The organism is Fimbriimonadaceae bacterium, assembly GCA_019454125.1.
In the GTDB taxonomy this organism is placed as follows: Bacteria; Armatimonadota; Fimbriimonadia; order Fimbriimonadales; family Fimbriimonadaceae; genus JALHNM01.
Genome location: CP075365.1, coordinates 1,208,156 through 1,225,893 on the forward strand (window position 1 = coordinate 1,208,156; position 17,738 = coordinate 1,225,893).

Here is a 17,738-nt window from a genome sequence, read left to right on the forward strand (position 1 = left end):
CGTCGTGCGCGAGTTGTCCGTGCCGCTCTTCATCGGGACGATCGTCATCGCGCTGCTTTTCGTGGCGAACGACATGATCGCCCTTTTCAAGACGTTCAATCTGGAGAGCATCCCCCCGCTCGCGATCATACAGCTCTTGCTGTTCAAGCTCCCCCAATGGCTTTCGATGACGCTGCCGGTGGGGGCCGCGCTCGGCGCGTCGCTGGCGATCAGCCGGCTCGCGCGAGAGAGTGAGATCACGGCGATGCGCGCGGCCGGCGTCCGAGTGCTCCGCGTTTTCCTTCCCGTGCTCGTTTGCGGGGCGGTCGTCGCCGCCTGCAATTTCCTGGTGGTGGACAGGCTCGTCCCTCCGGCCGCGAAGGCTTACACGCGCTTGATCAATGAAGTCGGGCTCTTGGGCGCGGCGCCCCAGTTCCGGTCCAACGTGGTGCTTGAGATCGACCGGTTCACTGCCAGCTTTGGGACCGTCTCCCGGAGCGATCAGGGCACGATCCTCCTCACGGAGATCCTCCTTATCGAGCGCCCACGGCAGGGCGAGACCATCCTCTACTGGGCAAAATCCGGCGAGTACAAGGACGGTGTTTGGCGCATTCTCGCCCCGACCATTTACCACCTTAGGGGCACGACCCTGACCGCGGCGGAGACGAAGAAGGAAGTCCCCATTAACGAACCGATCCGCATCGCCGACCTCTTCGCGCCTCCCACTCCGGACCAGGAGACGGTCGCCTCGCTACAGGAGGCGATCCGATCCCGGCGGGCCGCGTTGCAATCCACGACCGCGCTCGAAATCGCGCTCCAACAGAAGTTCGCGGTGCCGTTCTCGTGCCTCGTCTTCAGCCTCACGGGGGCCGTCTTCGCCATGCTCTTTGCGCGTGCGGGACCGTTCATGGGCGTGCTGGTGAGCCTCGGCCTCGTCTGGCTGTACTTCAATTTGTACGTCATCTCCGGGGAGATCTTTGGACGCAACCACTGGGTGAGCCCTATGGTCGCGGCCTGGCTGCCGAACCTGCTGTACCTGTTCGTCGGTCTGATCCTCGTGAGGAGGCTTGAGTGAGGCTTTGGAGGGCGGCGGCCGCCTGCCTTCTCCTGCTCGCGACGGCACCCAGCTTTGGGCAAACGAACATCTTTCCCGGCCTCAGCCGGGCGCTGCGCAGCCTGCCGACGCGCGACGCCAGAGAGCTTCCAGAGCCAAAGCCTCGCGGCGAAGAGACGTTCAAAGTCCGCGGAGCCCGCACGGCGCGGACACGCGGCGACGTTACCGTGCTCGAAGGCGACGTCTGGGCGAGCTACAAAGGCTATGAGCTCCGAGGCGACCGCGTCACCTTTGACCGGGTCTCGGAGATCGGCACGCTCGAGGGCAACGCCAAGCTCGACGGAGACTCTGAAACGGTCACGGGTGAGAGCATCACCGTCGATTTCAAGCAACGCACGTTCGCCTTTACCAATTCAAGGGCGCGGCTGGAGCCGGACGCAGTCCAGAAGCGCACGACCGGGGAGATCTATCTCCGGGGCGACGGCGGCGGCGGACGCCAGCGGGATTTCACCGTCAGGGACGGCAGTTTCACGACCTGCGACTTGGAGCACCCCCACTATGCGCTGGACGCCGAGGGCATCCGCATCCTGCCCGGGCGCAGGGCGGAGCTCCGCGACGTGCGCCTCTCCGTGCTCGGCAAGACCGTCATAGGCATCCCGTACTTGGTGGTGCCGCTGGAGCAGCGCAGCGAACGGTACTTGCCGGAAGTGGGGCAGAGCCCCGACGAAGGCTATTACGTGAAGACGCGGTTCGGCTCCCCCTTGCCGGGAGAGAGCTACCTGGACTACCGTGTCGACCTCATGTCCAAGCTTGGCGCGGGTCTGGGCGTGGACTACAACTACAAGGCTGCCGGGCTGGACGGCGTCCTGACCGCGTACCAGCTCACCGGTTCGCGGAAGAGCACGGTGGTCACGAGCCGCCACTCGCAGAAGATCTGGGACGGCCAGCTTAGCGTGAACGGGGCGTTCCAACGCGAGAACTACCTCACCTCGCCCAATTCTACCTTGTGGAACGTGCTTGCCCAATATGCGACTCCGTTCCTAGGGGGCAACTCGCGACTGGGCTATACGCTCACGCGGAGCGAGTCCACGGGCTTCAAATCCGTCTCCCAGTCCACGAGCATCAACGACGATCGCCGGATCGGGCCGCTCAACCAACACCTCGACCTGACCCTGACCCAGTACGACTCGCAATACTCGGGGGGGAACCTCTCCAAATCGGAACGCATCGACTTGCGCTATACCGCGCTCGCCCCGATGCGCTCGCTGGACGCGGACCTGCTCTACCAGCGTGCGATCCCGGTGAGCAGCAGCCAAGACTTCTTCGCTCCGACCGATACCACGCCCATGCTCACGCTGCGGTCCGACGCCGGGCGGCTCATCGATTCCCGGTGGGGCCGGGTTTGGCCGTTCACCTTTGCGGCGTCTATCGGCGAACTGGTGGATGCCTCGAGTCGCGACCGCGTCACCCGGATCAACTTCGAGACGGGGCTGCGCCGTCGCCTGGCCGTTCCCAGGGGACGTTCCGAGGCGAACCTAGGCGTGCAGTTCCGCCAGGGGCTCTATAGCGACGACACCGCGCAGTACGTGATCGCGGGGGACGGCGACTGGCGCTACGGCTTCGCGCGCGATTCCGGGTTGCGGGTGAGCTATCGGTACCTGCGCCCCTTCGGCTTTACGCCGCTCGCCATCGACTCGACGGGCCGGTCTGACGCCTTCAACTTTTCTCTCGACTACCGGGCATCGAAGGCCGTCCTCTTGAGCGGTCAGACGGGCTACGACCTTCTCTCAGCGGACCGTGGCGTCGTCCCTTGGCAGTTTGTCTACCTGCGGGGGCGCTGGAACACGGGGAACAAGCTGGACGCGGGCGTGCAGCTTTCCTACGACACGTTCCGGCAGGTTTGGTCGAACCTCCGGTTCGACACGAACCTGGACTGGGGCGGGACCCGGTTCGTGATGGCCGCGCGCTATGACGCCCAACGATCGACGTGGGCGGGGCTCTCGGCGCAGATCGACGGGTTGCGGCTCGGCAAGATCGGCGCGAACATCTTGGTCGATTACAACGGCTACACCAGCCGCTTCGAAGCCCAGCACTATCAGCTGACTTACGACCTCCACTGCACGGAAGCCGTCTTGGAGGTCATCGACAATTCGGTGGGATTCCGGTCTGGCCGGACGGTCGCGTTCTTCTTCCGGATCAAGGCGCTGCCGATGCAGGACCTCTTCGGCTTTGGGCGTCGCGGCCAGGTGGTGGGCGGCGGGTTTGGGTTCGGCAACTAAACCCGTCGTATACTGCGGCCCATGACCGAGGCGCTTCCCACGCTGGCGTTCGCCTTGTTGGCGACGATGGCGGGGCGGGGCGTCCTTGCCCGCTTCACGCCGCGCCTGGACCCGGCCGAGCAGTGGGGCGTCGGGGGGCTTCTCGGGCTTGCCGTAGTTGGTCTCCTCACCCTCTTCGTCGGCCTCGTCCCGGGCTCGTTGGGATGGTGGCCGCTCGCGGTGTGGCTCGTGCCGATCTTGGTCTCGGCGCGATATTGGAGCGCGCCCGCCCCCTTGCCGCGCCTCGGCTGGCAGGAGACCGCCTCCTGGCTCGTGGTCGGGGTGACGTGCGCGTTTGCGTTCCTGGCCGTTTTGACCCCGAGCGACGCCCGCGACTGGGACACGCTCGCCTACCACCTCGCCGTGCCCAAGATCTGGTTGCACGAGGGCCAGATCGGGTTCGTCCAGAACATCCACCACTCGAACTTCCCGTTCACGATCGATAACCTTTACGTGCTCGGCCTGCGGTGGGGCGGCGAGCCGGGCGCCAAATCCTTCGCCTGGACCTTCCTGCCTCTGGGGGCCTTGGCCCTCTTCGGTCTTGCCCGCCGCTGGTATGGGGGCGCGGCCGGAGGCTGGGCCGCGTTGGCCTTCGCCGCGGTGCCGGTCGTGGCGTGGGAATCGGGCACGGCTTACATCGATGTGGCGCACGGGCTCTTCGCCGGCTTGGCGGTCTGCTATGCCGCTGGCTCGCTGGTGCGCGGCGACGCTTGGGCATGGCCGCTGGCTGGCCTTTGCCTCGGATTCACGCTCGGATCAAAGCACACCGGGCTGCAGGTCGCGCTCGCGCTCGGCGCGGTCACATTGGGCTGGCTCCTGCGGGGGCCGGACGTGCCGCCTTCGGACGAAGGACCGCAAGCCAGGCGTTTCCGGGGCGCGATCTTGGCGGGGGCCTTGGCCCTCGTCCTTGCCTTTCCTTGGTATGCGAAGTCGGTGGCCTATACGGGCAACCCGGTCTATCCCTTCCTGCCCGGCATCTTCGGCGGCCGCGAGTGGGACAAGTGGCGGGCCGACCTCTACGCGGGCGAACAGGCGACCTTCGGGGTGGGGAAGTCCCCGCTACACGTAGGCCACGCGGTCTTCGGCCTTGCTTATAACCCAGGGCGTTACGTGAACCCAGGGCAGACCGAAGGGCGCGGCTTTCCGACTGGTTCGATTGGTTTTGCGGGCCTTTTCGTGGGCCTGCTCTGGCTGGCGCGGGGGCGCGGCCCGGGTGGACTGGCGCTCCGCGAAGGGTTCATCCTCGCGACGCTCGGCGTCCAGTTCGCGATGTGGTTCTTACTCAGCCAGCAAAGCCGCTATCTGACGATCGTCGCGGTGCCGCTCGCCGTCTTGGCCGGAGGCGCGATCGTGCACGGCAGGTGGAAGCAAATGGCGAAGGGTGCGGTCGCGCTCCAGGCTGCGAGCACCCTCGCGATCCTTTGGTTGTGGCAGGTGCCGACGGACTGGCAGGTCGTGACCCAGGGGCGCCAGGCCGAATACCGGAGACGGGCCGTGCCTTTCGCGACCGCGGCCGAGACGATCAATGCCCTGCCCAAAGGCACCAAGGTCGCGCTCTACGACGAGGTCTTCGGCTACTTCCTTGACGTGGGCTACATCTGGGCGAATCCTGGCCACTCCAGTTGGATTCCCTACGAGGCGATGGAGAGCGGCTCGGACTACGCCCGCATGATGCGGGAGAAGGGGTTCACCCACGCATATTTGAACTTCTCGCCGGGAATCGTCGACCCGAAGCTCACGCGGCGCTGGATGGAGGCGGCGGGGCTCGCCCCCGGCGATCCTTACGGCCCGGTCGAAGCGGACCTCATGCATTCCGACCTCAACCTTTGGTGGCGATACTTGACAGCTGACGCGGTGCGCCGAGGGGAACTGCGGCCAATGCAGGCCTTTGGGTCGAACGACGGTCTCCCCCGCGCACTGCTGTTCGAGTTCGCTAGGTAAAACGGGTTTGTGCATTATCGTCGTCTCGGTCGTTCGGGGGTGCGCGTCAGTGAGGTTGCCCTTGGCGGCTGGCTCACCCAGGGCCGCACTTTAGACTCGTCGGCCACGGCCGCCATCGTCAGACACGCGTTTGAACTGGGGGTCAACTTCTTCGATACGGCCGACGTTTACAACCTCGGCGAGGCGGAGAAAGCGCTCGGGCACGCGGTCAAAGACCTGCGACGACGAAACCTCTTCATCGCGACGAAGTGCTACTTCCCGATGAGCGAAGCCCCGAACGACCGGGGCCTGAGCCGAAAGCACATCGTCGAGTCCTGCAACGATTCGCTCAAGCGGCTCGGGCTGGACTACATAGACCTCTACCAGTTCCACCGCCACGACCCGGAATCGCCGATCGAGGAAGTCGTTCGTGCAGTGGACGACCTTGTGCGCCAGGGGAAGGTGCTCTACTGGGGCGTCAGCATGTGGCCGGCGGGCGCGATCGTCGACGCGTGCCGTGTCGCCGAGTCCTGGCGGTGCACCCTTCCCGTGAGCAACCAGCCGGTTTACAACCTCCTCCAGCGCGAGATCGAGAGCGCGGTGATCTCCGCGAGCGAGCAGGCGGGCGTCGGCCAGGTCGTGTTCTCTCCGCTGGCGCAGGGCATCCTCACGGGCAAATACAGGCCGGGCCAACCGCCGCCCGCCGGCAGCCGCGGAGCGGACGACTCATCGAACCAGTTCATGTCAAGGTTCTTGGAAGACGCGGAGTTGGAGCGCATCCAGGCACTTGGGCCGATCATCGAGGAGGCCGGTTGCACTTGGGCCCAGTTCGCACTCGCCTGGTGCCTGCGCCAACAGAACGTGAGCAGCGTCATCGTCGGCGCGAGCCGCCCCGAGCAACTGGACGACAATGTCGCCGCCTCGGGCCTAGCCATAGACCCCGAACTCTTCAAGCGGGCGGAGGCGTGCGTAGCGTGAGCGCCGATTCGCAGGCTCCCTTCCGCCGAGAGATGACGGCGGAGTTCGACCCGGGCGCCGTCTCCGAGACGGAGTTCGAAAAGCGCCGTGGGGTGAACCGGGTCGAGGTGCGCTCTGGCTTCCTGTCGGTGCATGTGAGCGGCTTCGACGCGGGATCGGACCGGGCCATGGCGGTTCTCACGGCCCTGGCGGAAGCGGGGGTCAGCCTCGACTTCCTCAAGCTGACGAGCGGCGGACTCTCGTTCCTCGCGCCCGACGCGGCCGAGTCCGCGATCCGCCGGGCGCTGGAAGGGATCCAGGCGGAACACAAGGTGCGCCCGGGCCTCTCCGTCGTGCTGGTGCACGCGGTGAACATGCGCGACGAGGAAGGACTGATCGCGCGCATCGTCTCCGAGACCATTGCGACGGGAGCAGAGATCGACCACCTGGGCGACATGCACGACCGCGTGCTGATGGTCGTCTCGGCCGAGGACGCCGAAGCCATCCGGGCCCGGCTCGAACCGGAGGGCGCATGAAAATCGTCGTGATGAAGTTCGGCGGGACGAGCGTCAAGACGCGCGAGGCGCGTTCCGCCGCCGCCCTCCGGGTCCTTTCTGCCCGCGAGCAAGGGTTCCATCCGGTGGTGGTCGTGAGTGCGATCGGCCGACGGGGCGAGCCGTACGCGACCGACACCCTTGTCCAGCTCCTGCGCGATGTGGACGCGACCGTGGAGCCGGAGCCGCGCGAAATGGACCTCCTGATGAGCTGTGGCGAGATCCTTTCGAGCGTCGTCTTCTCGCATACCCTGACCGCCCTCGGCCAGCCTGCGATTTCTCTGCGCGGTGGCCAGGCCGGCATCCGCACCGACGGGGTTTATGGGAACGCGCGCATCCTGGGCGTAAACCCGATCGGCATCCACGAGGCCCTCCGCCGAGGGCTGACCCCGGTGGTGTGCGGCTTCCAAGGCGTCTGGACGCAGGGTGGGCTGCCCGGGGCCGAGCTCACGACGTTGGGCCGGGGCGGGTCGGACACGACGGCGGCGGCGCTTGGCGCGGGGCTCAGAGCCGACCGCGTGGAAATCTTTACGGACGTCGACGGCGTCAAGACGGCCGACCCTGACTTCGTGCCGGAGGCGCCGACCCTGCGGAAGGTCACCTATGACGAGGTGGCGGAGATCGCCCACCTGGGCGCGAAAGTCCTGCACCCAAGGGCAGCGGAGATCGCCATGCGGTTCGCCATCCCGCTCTGGGTGAAGAACACCTTTAGCGAGGACGAAGGGACGGAGATCGTGCCGCGCGAGCGCTTCCCGGGACGCCGGGTGACAGGGGTCACCCACTCCGGCAAGCTGGTCCACGTTCAGACCAGCCTCTCTGACCTGGTGCCCGAACACCGACGGCTCTTCGCGGAAAAGCTGTACGACATCCTCGCCCGGCACATGATAAACCTCTTCATGATCGACCTGAGCCCGGGCAGCATCGGCTTCGCCGTTCCCCGAGAACAGTTCGCCGACTTCAGGAGCGTTTGCGATGGACTTGTCATTCCTTTGGTGGACAAAGAAACTGCAATCTATGTGCTCCAGGTAGGCACGAATCCTAGCCACGGTGTGCAGAGCCAAATGGAACTTTTGCGCGGCTTTGGTCGACAAACGACCGTGCGGATGCACATCGAGGAAGGTTGTACTATGGTCTCACTGGTCGGGCATGATTACATGCAGCAACCGGGGGTCTTCCTTCGGGTCCTCACCACCTTGCAGGGCGAGCAGATTCCCGTGCTTCAAACTTCGGACAGCGACTTCTCGATTAGTTGCCTGATCCCGGAGTCGGAGTTGAGGAAGGCGGTGACAACATTGCACGATTCCTTCGGGCTTAAGGAGGCGCGGTGATGTACCAGTTGCCCCCGGACCGGCCCGCAATCATGGGCATCCTCAACGTGACCCCGGACAGCTTCAGCGACGGGGGCAACTATTTGTCCCCTCGCGACGCCGTCTGCCGCGCAGAAACCATGGTCGAGGAGGGGGCGGAGATCATCGATGTCGGCGGAGAATCGACGCGGCCCGGGGCCGATCCCGTCCCCCTGGACGAAGAATTGCGGCGCGTCGTGCCCGTGGTCGAGGAACTGTCGAGCCGGGGCTATGTCGTTTCGATCGACACCTCCAAGCCCGCGGTGGCGGCCCGTTGCCTGGAAGCCGGCGCGAAGGTCGTCAACGACGTGACAGCCCTCCGGAACGCGGATATGGTGGACGTGTGCCGCGAGTGGGGTTGCCCGGCCATCCTCATGCATATGCAAGGCGAGCCTCGGACCATGCAGGAGTCGCCCTCCTATCAAGATGTGGTCACGGAGGTCGGCGAGTTCTTGGGCAGCCGGGCTCGGGCCGTGATCGAGAGCGGGCTGAAGGAAGAGCAGATCTGGATCGACCCCGGGTTTGGGTTCGGCAAGACTTATGAGCACAACCTCCAACTGATGCGGGGCCTGGACTGGCTCTCTAAGAAGGGCTATCCGCTGGTCGTTGGCCTGAGCCGTAAGCGGTGGATCGGAACGGCGACAGGGCAGGAAGCCCACCACGACCGGTTATGGGGCACGCTGGCCGCCCAAGTCCTGGCCGTGGCGGCCGGGGCACGGGTCGTGCGTTGCCATGATGTTGCGCCAGCGGTCCATGCCCTGCGGCTCGTGAACGAAGTTTTAGCCCCCGTGAAGGATCGCCAGCAGGCCCATTCCGCATAAAGAGCCGTGCCATCCCGTAGGCTTGCGGGCAGGAGCCGAAAACCGGCCATGGTAAGCTAAATCTCATGGCCGGAAAAGTTCTGGTGACTGGGGCAGGCGGTTTTATCGGCGGTCACCTGGTCGACTACCTTCATAAAGAGCACGGCGCAGAGCACGTCGTCGCCGTGGACAAGAAGCCGTTCGACGAGTGGTACCAGGTTCACCCGTACGCCGAGAACAAGATCCTCGACCTCCAAGAGTTGCCGGCTTGCCAAGAGTCGGTCCAGGGCGTCGAAACGGTCTACAACCTCGCGGCCGATATGGGCGGCATGGGCTTCATCGAGAACAACAAGGCCCTCTGCATGATCAGCGTGCTGATCAACACCCACATGCTGATGGCCGCCAAGGACGCTGGCGTCCAGAACTTCTTCTACAGCTCTTCGGCCTGCGTCTATGCCGCGGACAAGCAGACCACCGTCGACAACCCCGGTTTGAAGGAAGAAGACGCCTACCCGGCGATGGCCGAGGACGGCTACGGTTGGGAGAAGCTTTTTAGTGAGCGGATGTGCCGCCACTTCCGCGAGGACTTCGGCCTGCGCACCCGCGTGGCCCGGTTCCACAACGTCTACGGCCCTTGGGGCACCTATGACGGCGGCCGCGAGAAAGCCCCCGCCGCAATGTGCCGCAAGGTCATCCAGGCCAAGCTTTCCGGTGACCACAGCATCGAGATCTGGGGCGACGGGCAACAGACCCGCAGCTTCATGTACATCGACGATTGCACCTACGGCTGCTGGCGGATCATGACCAGCGACATCCTTGAGCCGATCAATCTGGGCAGCGCCGAGATGGTCTCGATCAACCAACTCGTCGACATGGTCGAGGACATCGCCGGGATCAAGCTGGACCGCCGGTACAACCTCGACGCGCCGAAGGGCGTTCGGGGCCGCAGCAGCGACAACACCCTGATCAAGCAACTCATGGGCTGGGAGCCCTCCATCTCGCTCCGCACGGGAATGGAGAAGACCTACGCCTGGATCTATGACCAGATGACTTCTAAAGTCCCGGCATAGGAAACCGATAAATCCATACAATTGGGGGCCTGTCAATAAAGACAGGCCCTTTTGCTGAGAGACCATGCGAATCCTCGTCCACGATTTCTCCGGGCACCCGTTCCAGGTGGAACTGAGCCGATCCCTCGCCCGCCGCGGGCACGAGACCGTCCATGCGTTCTCCAGCTCGTTCCTCACGCCAAAAGGGGCGCTTGCCCGCCGCGAGGACGACCCAGCCATGTTCCAAAGCTTTCCCATCACCCTGCCCGGCGGCTTCGACAAGACGGACATGAGGAAGCGTCGCCAGGCCGACATCGAGCACGGACGAAGGGCCGTGGCCAAGATCGAGGAGATGCGGCCCGACATTGTTCTCTGTGCGAACACCCCTCTCGACGCGCTTGTCCCGATGCAGAAGGCCACCCACCGCGTCGGGGGCAAGTTCGTCTTCTGGGTGCAAGACCTAATCGGCGAAGCGGTGAAGCGTCTGCTCGGCGCGAAGATCCCGGTCGTCGGGGGCCTCGTAGGGGACTACTACATCAACATGGAGAAGACCGCCCTGCGGAAGAGCGACGCGGTCGTCGTGATCTCCGAAGACTTCCGCCCGTTCATCCCGGCCGAGCCATCGCGCGTCCATGTGATTGAGAACTGGGCGCCTTTGGCCGATATGCCCGTCCGCGACCGGAAGAACCCCTGGGGCGCCAAGCACGGCCTTGCGGACACGACGAACGTGCTCTATAGCGGCACGCTCGGCATGAAGCACAACCCCGAACTTCTCATCCAGCTTGCGCTGCGGGCGCAAGAGCAGCCGGACGTGCGGGTGATCGTTGTTTCCGAGGGGGCGAGCGTGGAGTTTCTAAAGAAGCGCATCGGGGAGACCGGACTGAAGAACGTGGTCTTGCTGCCTTTCCAGCCCTTCGAGGACATGCCGGACATGCTGGGGACCGCCGACGTGTTGGTCGCGATCCTGGAGCCGGACGCGGGGGTCTTTTCGGTGCCTTCGAAAGTCTTGACCTACCTCTGCGCCGCCCGCGCGCTCCTGCTGGCGGTGCCGCCCGAGAACCTTGCCGCGAGGATCGTTAAGGAGAACAATGCCGGATTCGTCGTCAGTCCCCTGGACCAAGATGGCTTCGTCGCAGCCTCGCAGGAGCTGCTCTCGGACCGCGCGGGGCGCGAGGCAAAGGGCTTGAACGCCCGTGCCTATGCCGAACGAACGTTCGACATCGAACGGATCACGGACCTGTTCGAGAAGGTGCTCACACCGTTGTCTCCTTCCAGCGCCCGATTCTGAAGAGCCAGATCGCGGCGAGCCCGTGGATCGCCTGCGAGACCGACATCGCGAGCCAGCAGCCCTCCGCGCCCATAGCGAGTCCGAATGGAAGGGCGAAGACGAAGGCCATCGGCACGCGCAGCCCCCACATGGACAGCAGCGTCAACCAGAACGGGCCGCGCGTCTCGCCCGCGCCCTGCATCGCGCCGACCATAACCGCGCCATAGCCAAAGAGCGTCTCCGTCGCCCCGACGTAAATGAGGAAGCTGGCGACCAGCTTCGCGACTTCGGGTTGGTTTGGCAGAATGAGACCCGCCAATTGGTGCGCACCGAAGACGAGGACCAGCGACATGAGGATGCTGATGCCCCCTGCTTGGTGCGCCGCCGCCCAGGCCACGCGTTCTGCCCGGTCTGGCCGGCGCATGCCGAGACTCTGTCCCACCAGCGACGAGGCGGCGAGGGAGACGCCAAAGGCCGGCATGAAGGCGATCGACTCGATGCCGATCGCGGGTCGCATCGCGGCGATGGCGGCGCTGGATTGGGGCACAAGCTTGAGGACGTAGGTGAACGCCATGAGCGAGGTCACCCGAAGCAACGACATAAGCGCGGCCGGCGAGGCGATGTTGAGGATGCGCTTGGCCCAGTCCATGCCTGGCCAGGCGAAGCTCAACCTGGTCTTCAGCGGGGCGCGGCGCGACCACACCAGGTAGACCAAAGCGGCCAGGAACGCACTGATCGTGAGGCCAAGGGCCTCGCCGACCAGTCCGAGCCCCGCGCCGGGGATCGTGAAGCCGTTGACCTGACGGGCGGGGAAGATGAGCAGGATGTTCAGCGCGATGTGCAGCAGGATTTGGCCTCCGCTCACCACCATGGGGCTGCGCGTGTCGCCCGTCCCGCGCAGCGACCCGGCCAAGATCTGGATGACGAAAATGGGCGGCAGCGAGAAGGAGAACACGCCCAGATAGCGCACCATGAGCGCGCGCGCTTCCGTGTCGGTGTCCGGAATCAACATGGACGCGGCAGCGGGCGCGCTTGCGAAGCACACCACAGCCAAGATCAACCCAGCAAAAATGCCTACGCTAAGCACCTTCTGGTTCGCCTCCCGGTACTGTTCGACCTCACCCTCGCCGAAGCGCCGGCTGACGATCGCCGTGGCCGCGACCCCGAGAGCGAAGCTGAGTGAAACGAAGAGGAAGAGGATCGAGGTCGAAGCGCCGATGGCGGTCAGGTTCGCCTGCGGCAGACCCTCAAGGAACACGCTGCCGAGCAACGAATTGACGGTCTGTAGCGCGTTCAGCGTGACGGAAGGCCACGCCAGATCCCAGACGACCCTTGAAAGGTTTTCTTCCTTGGGCACCTTGGACACCCGAAAATTCTAGCGCGGTCGCGCAAACCCTAAGCCGTCGTACCCGGCGCTACTTAGGTGCTTGGTATCCTATGGGTTCACAACTTTTCCGCATTGTCTGCGGGGGGACTTTCATGAGCTACGAACAAAGTCAGCTTTACAAACTTCGACATAGCGCCGCGCACCTCATGGCGCAAGCGGTGACCGAGCTCTATCCGGGGGCCAAGCTCTCTATCGGCCCACCCATCGAAAACGGCTTCTACTACGACATCGAGTTTCCCGCCCCGATCAAAGAAGAGGAGCTTGAGCGGATCGAGGGTCGTATGCGCGAGCTCGCGAAGTTGCGCCAACCCATCGTCAAACGGCTCGCCGCTTCTCGGGACGATGCGCGTCGCATCATCCTGGAAGAAACGACCCTGGGCCAAGGTGAAGAGACCGCCCTCTACAAGCTTCAGCTCCTTGACGCAATCCCAGAAGGTGAAGAAGTCAGCTTCTATGAGCAAAAGGCGACCGGTAAAGATGGACAAAGCCACCTCTTTATCGACCTCTGCCGAGGCCCTCACGTCGAGAACACGGGGGAGATCAAGCACTTCAAGTTGATGAGCATCGCCGGCGCTTACTGGCGTGGCGATGTGCACAACAAAATGCTAACGAGGTTGTACGGAACGGCCTTTGAAACGGCCGAGGATCTTGAGGCATACCTCTATCAACTTGAGGAGGCGAAGAAGCGGGACCATCGCGTCTTGGGCCGGGAACTCGGCCTCTTCATGTTCTCTCCGGTCGTCGGACAGGGGCTCGCGCTGTGGCTTCCTAAAGGGGCGACGCTACGCGAAGTGCTCACCGATTTCTTGAAGGAAGAGCAGTTGAAGAGGGGGTACAAGCCCGTCGTCACGCCGAACTTGGCGTCGATAAAGCTCTATGAAAAGAGCGGGCATATCCAAACTTATCGCGACAAGATGTTCCCGTTCATGGAGGACGAGGAGAAGGAAACATTTGTCCTCAAGCCCATGAACTGCCCGTTCCACATCGAGATCTATGCCTCGGCGCTTCACAGCTATCGAGACTTGCCGATTCGCTACGCTGAATTTGGCACGGTCTATCGGTACGAGCAGAGCGGCGAGCTCGCCGGGATGTTGCGTGTCCGTGGCTTTACGCAGGACGATGCGCACCTCTTCGTACGCCCGGACCAGCTGCTTGAAGAGTTCAAGGGGGTCGTGGACCTTATGCTTGTCGTCCTGGACAAACTTGGGCTTAAAGACTACCGCGTAAGGGTTGGCACTCGCGACACGGAAAGCGACAAGTACGTGGGACACGACGAGAACTGGAAGCTCTCGGAGTCCGCGATCGTCCAAGCTTGCGACGAGTTGGGCCTGGAGTATGAGGTCTCGGTTGGTGACGCCGCTTTCTACGGTCCCAAGCTCGACCTTATCATTAAGGACGCTCTGGGACGAGAATGGCAGATGGGCACAGTCCAGGTGGACTACAACCTCCCCGAAAGGTTTGACCTGGAGTACATCGGTGAGGACAGCAAACCCCACCGTCCGATCATGATCCACCGGGCGCCCTTCGGCTCCCTGGAAAGAATGATCGGCCTGCTTACTGAGCAGTACGCAGGAGCGTTCCCTTACTGGATGGCGCCGGTACAAGTCATGGTGCTTCCGATAGCGGACCGACACAACGAGGCTGCCAATGAAGTCGTCGCAAAACTGCGTGAACAGAAAGTGCGCGCAGAGGCCGACGAGCGCAGAGAAACCTTGGGGAAAAAGATTCGTGAAAACCAGCGGCAGAAGGTGCCTTATATGCTGGTCTTAGGCGATAAGGACATTGAAGCGGGGACGGTCAGCGTCCGTTCGCGAGAGGAAGGGGACTTGGGTGGAATGACGCTCGAAGCCTTCCTGCAAAAAGTAAACGGCTAGCGGCTCAAAGCCGCCAGCCGTTTACAGGGTGGTTAGCGGCCGATGGTCCAGCTAACCTGGTCGGCGTCCACGCACCAGAGCGAGACGCCGGCCGGGCCGGTCTGCCGAACTTGGTAGCGCATGCGGACGAGGCCGCTCGCGCCGATGTAGCGGGTGAACGCCGCGGTGCCGACGACGCTGCGGGTGGCCTTCGTCGTGTTGACGCTGTAGGTGGTGTTATTCACCCAAGCGTTATTGGCGAAGTCGCGGAGCTCAAGGATGAGCTGGAACGAACCCGTGTTGACCATTTTGCCGATCCACTTGCACTCGAAGCTGGACGGGTTGGCGACCGTGGTCGTACCCTCGACCTCGACATTGACCGGCGGGGTCACCTGGTTCGGGACGATGAACTTGCAGACGCGCAGGAAGTTGTTGTCGTCCTGCTGAAGGCTGGCTAGGTTGCCCGAGTCGAGGCGGCCAAGGGCGACGCGGAAGCCGCTCGGCGTGATGGTCTCGAAGCCCGTCGGGCCAGGGACAGTCGTGAGGCCGCGGAAGCGGCGGTTGGCGGACGCGGTGGCGACGGTGGTGAAGGGATCGAAGCCGGTGCCGTTGTCCTTCGTCTTGAGGATCTGGGCGCCGTTGCTGCTGGTGACGTAGATGTCGTCGCCGACGCGGGCGATGCTGTTCACGCCGGTTCCGCCCAGCTGATAGGCAAGGCTCCAGGTGTTGGTGAGCTCGTTGCGGACGATCTTCATCAGGCCCTGGCTACCGGTCGAGGTGCAAAGGTAGACGGTGTTCTTGTCCTTGGCGAACCAGTTGCGGCTGCTCGCACCGTTCGGGGTCTCGAACAGTTCGACCTGGTTCGTGCCGTCCCAGGAGGCGAAGCCGTTGCCGCCGAAGTAAGCGTCAGAGCCGTTGAACCAGAGGATGCCGTCGACCATGTGGACGTTGCGGGAACTCGTAAGGTTCGGAAGGACCTGCGCGGGCGCGGAAGCGAAGGTGCCGTCGAGCAGGCCAGCGTCGCCGCCGGTGACCACATAGCGGTTGCCGTCCGGCGACCAGAGGCCGCGCATGCCGTCTCCGGCAGCGGGAACGAACGTCACGGAGTAGCTGATCGCGTTGGTGGTGAGGTCGTACCGGCCGATGACACGGGGGGTGCCGAGGGTATTGAAGCCCGGGTCGCGCGGGGCGATGTCATAACCCGCGAACACCATGAACTTGTTGTCGTCCGAAAGCTCGAGGCTGCCCTCGCTGGTCTCACCGTAAGTCACGCTGCAGAAGCGGCCGCCGGTGGCGAGATTGACCTCGCTGCCGACCGGTGCGCCGGCCGTGGTGTACTCCTGGAGGAAGGTGCCCTGCGGCTCAGTCGTGTTGACGCCGTCGCCAACGATTCGAACAACGAGGTTGCCCGGCGTAAAACCTGCGAACGCCAAACTGGAAATTGCTGCGCTCAGTGCGAGAAGAGTCTTTTTCATGGAAGTCTCAGCCATCTTCGGCTGGCATCCTTTTAGACCCTTAAGGTTATCCCTGTGTTAACAAACCGCCCTTTCTGGGACTGGCAAACTCGCTAGTAGAACCCTTCTGGGACCAGCGGTCCACTACACTTCTCGCGGTGCGAGCACGTACTAATGCTAGTTACAATGGAGGCAGCTGATGTGGAACTTGAACGTTGAGGATCAGTTCTGGCGATGAAAGCGTCTCGCGGTTTCACCCTAGTAGAAATAATGATAGTCGTGGTGATCATCAGCATCTTGGCTGGGATCGCCGTGCCGCACTGGATCGGTGTCCGGAAGCGCACTTGGACGAATTCGTGCTATGCCAACCAAACGAGGATCGATCAGGCTAAGCAGCTGTGGGTCATGGAAGAAGGCAAGGGGAGCAGTGAGGTGCCGACCTTCGACGACTTGGTTCCCAAGTACTTAAAAAAGCAGCCGGTGTGTCCGACTGGTGGGACTTACGATATTGGGGATAACGCGACCCATTGCACATGTAGCGACCACCCGCATCAGTAGAGCTACTCATTACGCAGGGATACGACAGGATCCTGTCGTGCCGCCTTCATAGCCGGTAAGAGCCCGAAAACCCCGCCAACGCCGACGCCCGTCGCAAACGCAAGCAGAACTGTCTCTGGAGTCACAAGGGGTTTGATCCTTGTGTTAGAGGTTAAAAGCCAGCAAACCACGAGGCTTACGGCCAATCCCAAGGTCACTCCCAAGACGCCGATGAGCACGCTTTCGGTTAAAAACTGCGTGAAGATATCGCCTCGCCGGGCTCCGGTCGCCTTCCTCACCCCGATCTCCTTCTGTCGCTCGTTCACAGCCATAAGCATCACCGTCATGATGCCGACGCCGCCGACGAACAGGGCGATGCTCGTAAGGCCGACGACAAGGGTCGAGAGTATGCCGATGACTTGGTAAATCAGTCCGAGAAGATCTTCCTGTGTAAGAACGCTGAACTGGGATCGGTCAAGTCGCTTTCCTAGAGCTTGATCCAACCGGGACACCAAGGACTTTGGCTCGACGTCTGGGCGCGTCTTCACCATGAAACGGTCGATTTGCGCCGTCGGCGAGACTTTTTTAAGACTGGAAAAGGGGATGTAAGCGACGTTCTCCAAACTTTGGGTAGCAAAGAGGCTCTGTTGCTTCTTAGCGTCTTCCGTGACCCCGATGACCTTGTAGTCGTGCTTATTGATGGAAACGACCTTGCCAATCGCATCTTCGTCTCCGAAGATTTGCTTCTTCGCGATGCCGCCCAAGACAACGACAGGCGCCTCCTTGTCCGAGGCAGAGAACAGACGGCCCGCGTTGAGCTCGACCGGATGCATCTGGAACCACTCCGGCGAAGCCGCGACGATAAAGGGATAGGCTTCTTCTTTGGCGTAACGTAGTCCGCCGCCCGCAAAGGTTAGACTTGCGACTGTCTCAACCCCATTGACGGAACGAATGAGATCAGCGTCCGATTCTTCAAACCAACTTTGACCACCCAAGTTCGGATTAAAGCCGCCTGAAAGCTGAACCCTGCCCGGCAGGACGATGACAATATTCACGCCAAGGTCTTCGACTTGAGAGCCGACATCCTTTTGCACGCCAAGGCCGATGCTTACGAGCAAAATGATGGCGATGGCACCTACCATAACGCCGAGCGCACTCAAGAATGTCCTTTGCCAGCTCTCCCTGAGACTGTCGAGAGCCGCCTTTACGTTTGCCACCAGAGTCTTCAACGCGGCCGGTGGCCTTTCGTCTCCCTTGTCATAG

At 63.0% G+C, this 17,738-nt stretch carries 14 protein-coding genes; 11 read left to right on the forward strand and 3 right to left on the reverse strand.

Going from position 1 to position 17,738, the window contains the following annotated elements; translation table 11 throughout:
- Window positions 1-4: 4 nt before the first annotated feature.
- The 9 genes from KF733_05950 to KF733_05990 all read left to right on the forward strand — a co-directional run bounded on the left by KF733_05950 (window position 5) and on the right by KF733_05990 (window position 11,265).
- Window positions 5-1,054 carry an LptF/LptG family permease gene (locus KF733_05950; GenBank protein ID QYK57023.1) on the forward strand — a complete coding sequence of 350 codons (1,050 nt, stop codon included), beginning with the start codon at window positions 5-7 and terminating at the stop codon, window positions 1,052-1,054.
- Window positions 1,051-3,312 (forward strand): LPS-assembly protein LptD, encoded by a 2,262-nt coding sequence (locus KF733_05955; GenBank protein QYK57024.1) that lies wholly within the window; start codon window positions 1,051-1,053, stop codon window positions 3,310-3,312. The genes KF733_05950 and KF733_05955 overlap by 4 nt, the downstream gene beginning before the upstream one ends.
- 21 nt (window positions 3,313-3,333) lie before the next feature.
- Window positions 3,334-5,292, forward strand: coding sequence for a hypothetical protein (locus KF733_05960; GenBank protein ID QYK57025.1), 1,959 nt, complete (start codon window positions 3,334-3,336; stop codon window positions 5,290-5,292).
- Between the two features lie 9 nt (window positions 5,293-5,301).
- Window positions 5,302-6,249 (forward strand): aldo/keto reductase family protein, encoded by a 948-nt coding sequence (locus KF733_05965; GenBank protein QYK57026.1) that lies wholly within the window; start codon window positions 5,302-5,304, stop codon window positions 6,247-6,249.
- Window positions 6,237-6,764: a hypothetical protein gene (locus KF733_05970; GenBank protein QYK57027.1), complete on the forward strand. Its 528-nt coding sequence runs from the start codon at window positions 6,237-6,239 to the stop codon at window positions 6,762-6,764. The genes KF733_05965 and KF733_05970 overlap by 13 nt, the downstream gene beginning before the upstream one ends.
- Window positions 6,761-8,110 (forward strand): aspartate kinase, encoded by a 1,350-nt coding sequence (locus KF733_05975; GenBank protein QYK57028.1) that lies wholly within the window; start codon window positions 6,761-6,763, stop codon window positions 8,108-8,110. The genes KF733_05970 and KF733_05975 overlap by 4 nt, the downstream gene beginning before the upstream one ends.
- A complete protein-coding gene (folP, locus tag KF733_05980; protein QYK57029.1) occupies window positions 8,110-8,949 on the forward strand; it encodes a dihydropteroate synthase in 840 nt (279 codons plus the stop codon). Before KF733_05975 ends, folP begins: the two co-directional genes overlap by 1 nt.
- A 65-nt stretch (window positions 8,950-9,014) precedes the next feature.
- Window positions 9,015-9,998: an NAD-dependent epimerase/dehydratase family protein gene (locus KF733_05985; protein QYK57030.1), complete on the forward strand. Its 984-nt coding sequence runs from the start codon at window positions 9,015-9,017 to the stop codon at window positions 9,996-9,998.
- A gap of 64 nt (window positions 9,999-10,062) precedes the next feature.
- Window positions 10,063-11,265: a glycosyltransferase family 4 protein gene (locus KF733_05990; protein ID QYK57031.1), complete on the forward strand. Its 1,203-nt coding sequence runs from the start codon at window positions 10,063-10,065 to the stop codon at window positions 11,263-11,265.
- Here the strand turns inward: KF733_05990 and KF733_05995 are convergent.
- Window positions 11,231-12,610, reverse strand: a complete 1,380-nt coding sequence (locus tag KF733_05995) for an MATE family efflux transporter (protein QYK57032.1) — start codon at window positions 12,608-12,610, stop codon at window positions 11,231-11,233. The two genes, KF733_05990 and KF733_05995, sit on opposite strands and share 35 nt — an antisense overlap.
- A gap of 71 nt (window positions 12,611-12,681) precedes the next feature.
- Here KF733_05995 and thrS point away from each other — a divergent pair, with 71 nt between their 5' ends.
- Entirely contained in the window at window positions 12,682-14,505 is a 1,824-nt protein-coding gene (thrS, locus tag KF733_06000; GenBank protein ID QYK57033.1) for a threonine--tRNA ligase, read from the forward strand.
- A 32-nt stretch (window positions 14,506-14,537) separates the two neighbouring features.
- Here thrS and KF733_06005 read toward each other — a convergent pair whose 3' ends face one another.
- Window positions 14,538-15,959, reverse strand: a complete 1,422-nt coding sequence (locus KF733_06005; GenBank protein ID QYK57034.1) for a hypothetical protein — start codon at window positions 15,957-15,959, stop codon at window positions 14,538-14,540.
- Between the two features lie 213 nt (window positions 15,960-16,172).
- Here KF733_06005 and KF733_06010 point away from each other — a divergent pair, with 213 nt between their 5' ends.
- Complete coding sequence (locus KF733_06010; GenBank protein ID QYK57035.1) at window positions 16,173-16,496, forward strand: prepilin-type N-terminal cleavage/methylation domain-containing protein; 324 nt, start codon at window positions 16,173-16,175, stop codon at window positions 16,494-16,496.
- Window positions 16,497-16,498: 2 nt separating this feature from the next.
- Here the strand turns inward: KF733_06010 and KF733_06015 are convergent, their stop codons facing one another.
- Window positions 16,499-17,692 carry an ABC transporter permease gene (locus tag KF733_06015; GenBank protein QYK57036.1) on the reverse strand — a complete coding sequence of 398 codons (1,194 nt, stop codon included), beginning with the start codon at window positions 17,690-17,692 and terminating at the stop codon, window positions 16,499-16,501.
- Window positions 17,693-17,738 lie beyond the last annotated feature (46 nt).

Excerpts from the sequence above, each read along its gene's own strand:
- folP (QYK57029.1), top strand. The coding sequence starts at position 8,110 with ATGTACCAGTTGCCCCCGGACCGGCCCGCAATCATGGGCATCCTCAAC.
- KF733_05990 (QYK57031.1), top strand. The coding sequence starts at position 10,063 with ATGCGAATCCTCGTCCACGATTTCTCCGGGCACCCGTTCCAGGTGGAA.
- KF733_06005 (QYK57034.1), bottom strand. The coding sequence starts at position 15,959 with ATGAAAAAGACTCTTCTCGCACTGAGCGCAGCAATTTCCAGTTTGGCG.
- KF733_05960 (QYK57025.1), top strand. The coding sequence starts at position 3,334 with ATGACCGAGGCGCTTCCCACGCTGGCGTTCGCCTTGTTGGCGACGATG.
- KF733_05985 (QYK57030.1), top strand. The coding sequence starts at position 9,015 with ATGGCCGGAAAAGTTCTGGTGACTGGGGCAGGCGGTTTTATCGGCGGT.
- thrS (QYK57033.1), top strand. The coding sequence starts at position 12,682 with ATGGGTTCACAACTTTTCCGCATTGTCTGCGGGGGGACTTTCATGAGC.
- KF733_05975 (QYK57028.1), top strand. The coding sequence starts at position 6,761 with ATGAAAATCGTCGTGATGAAGTTCGGCGGGACGAGCGTCAAGACGCGC.
- KF733_06010 (QYK57035.1), top strand. The coding sequence starts at position 16,173 with ATGAAAGCGTCTCGCGGTTTCACCCTAGTAGAAATAATGATAGTCGTG.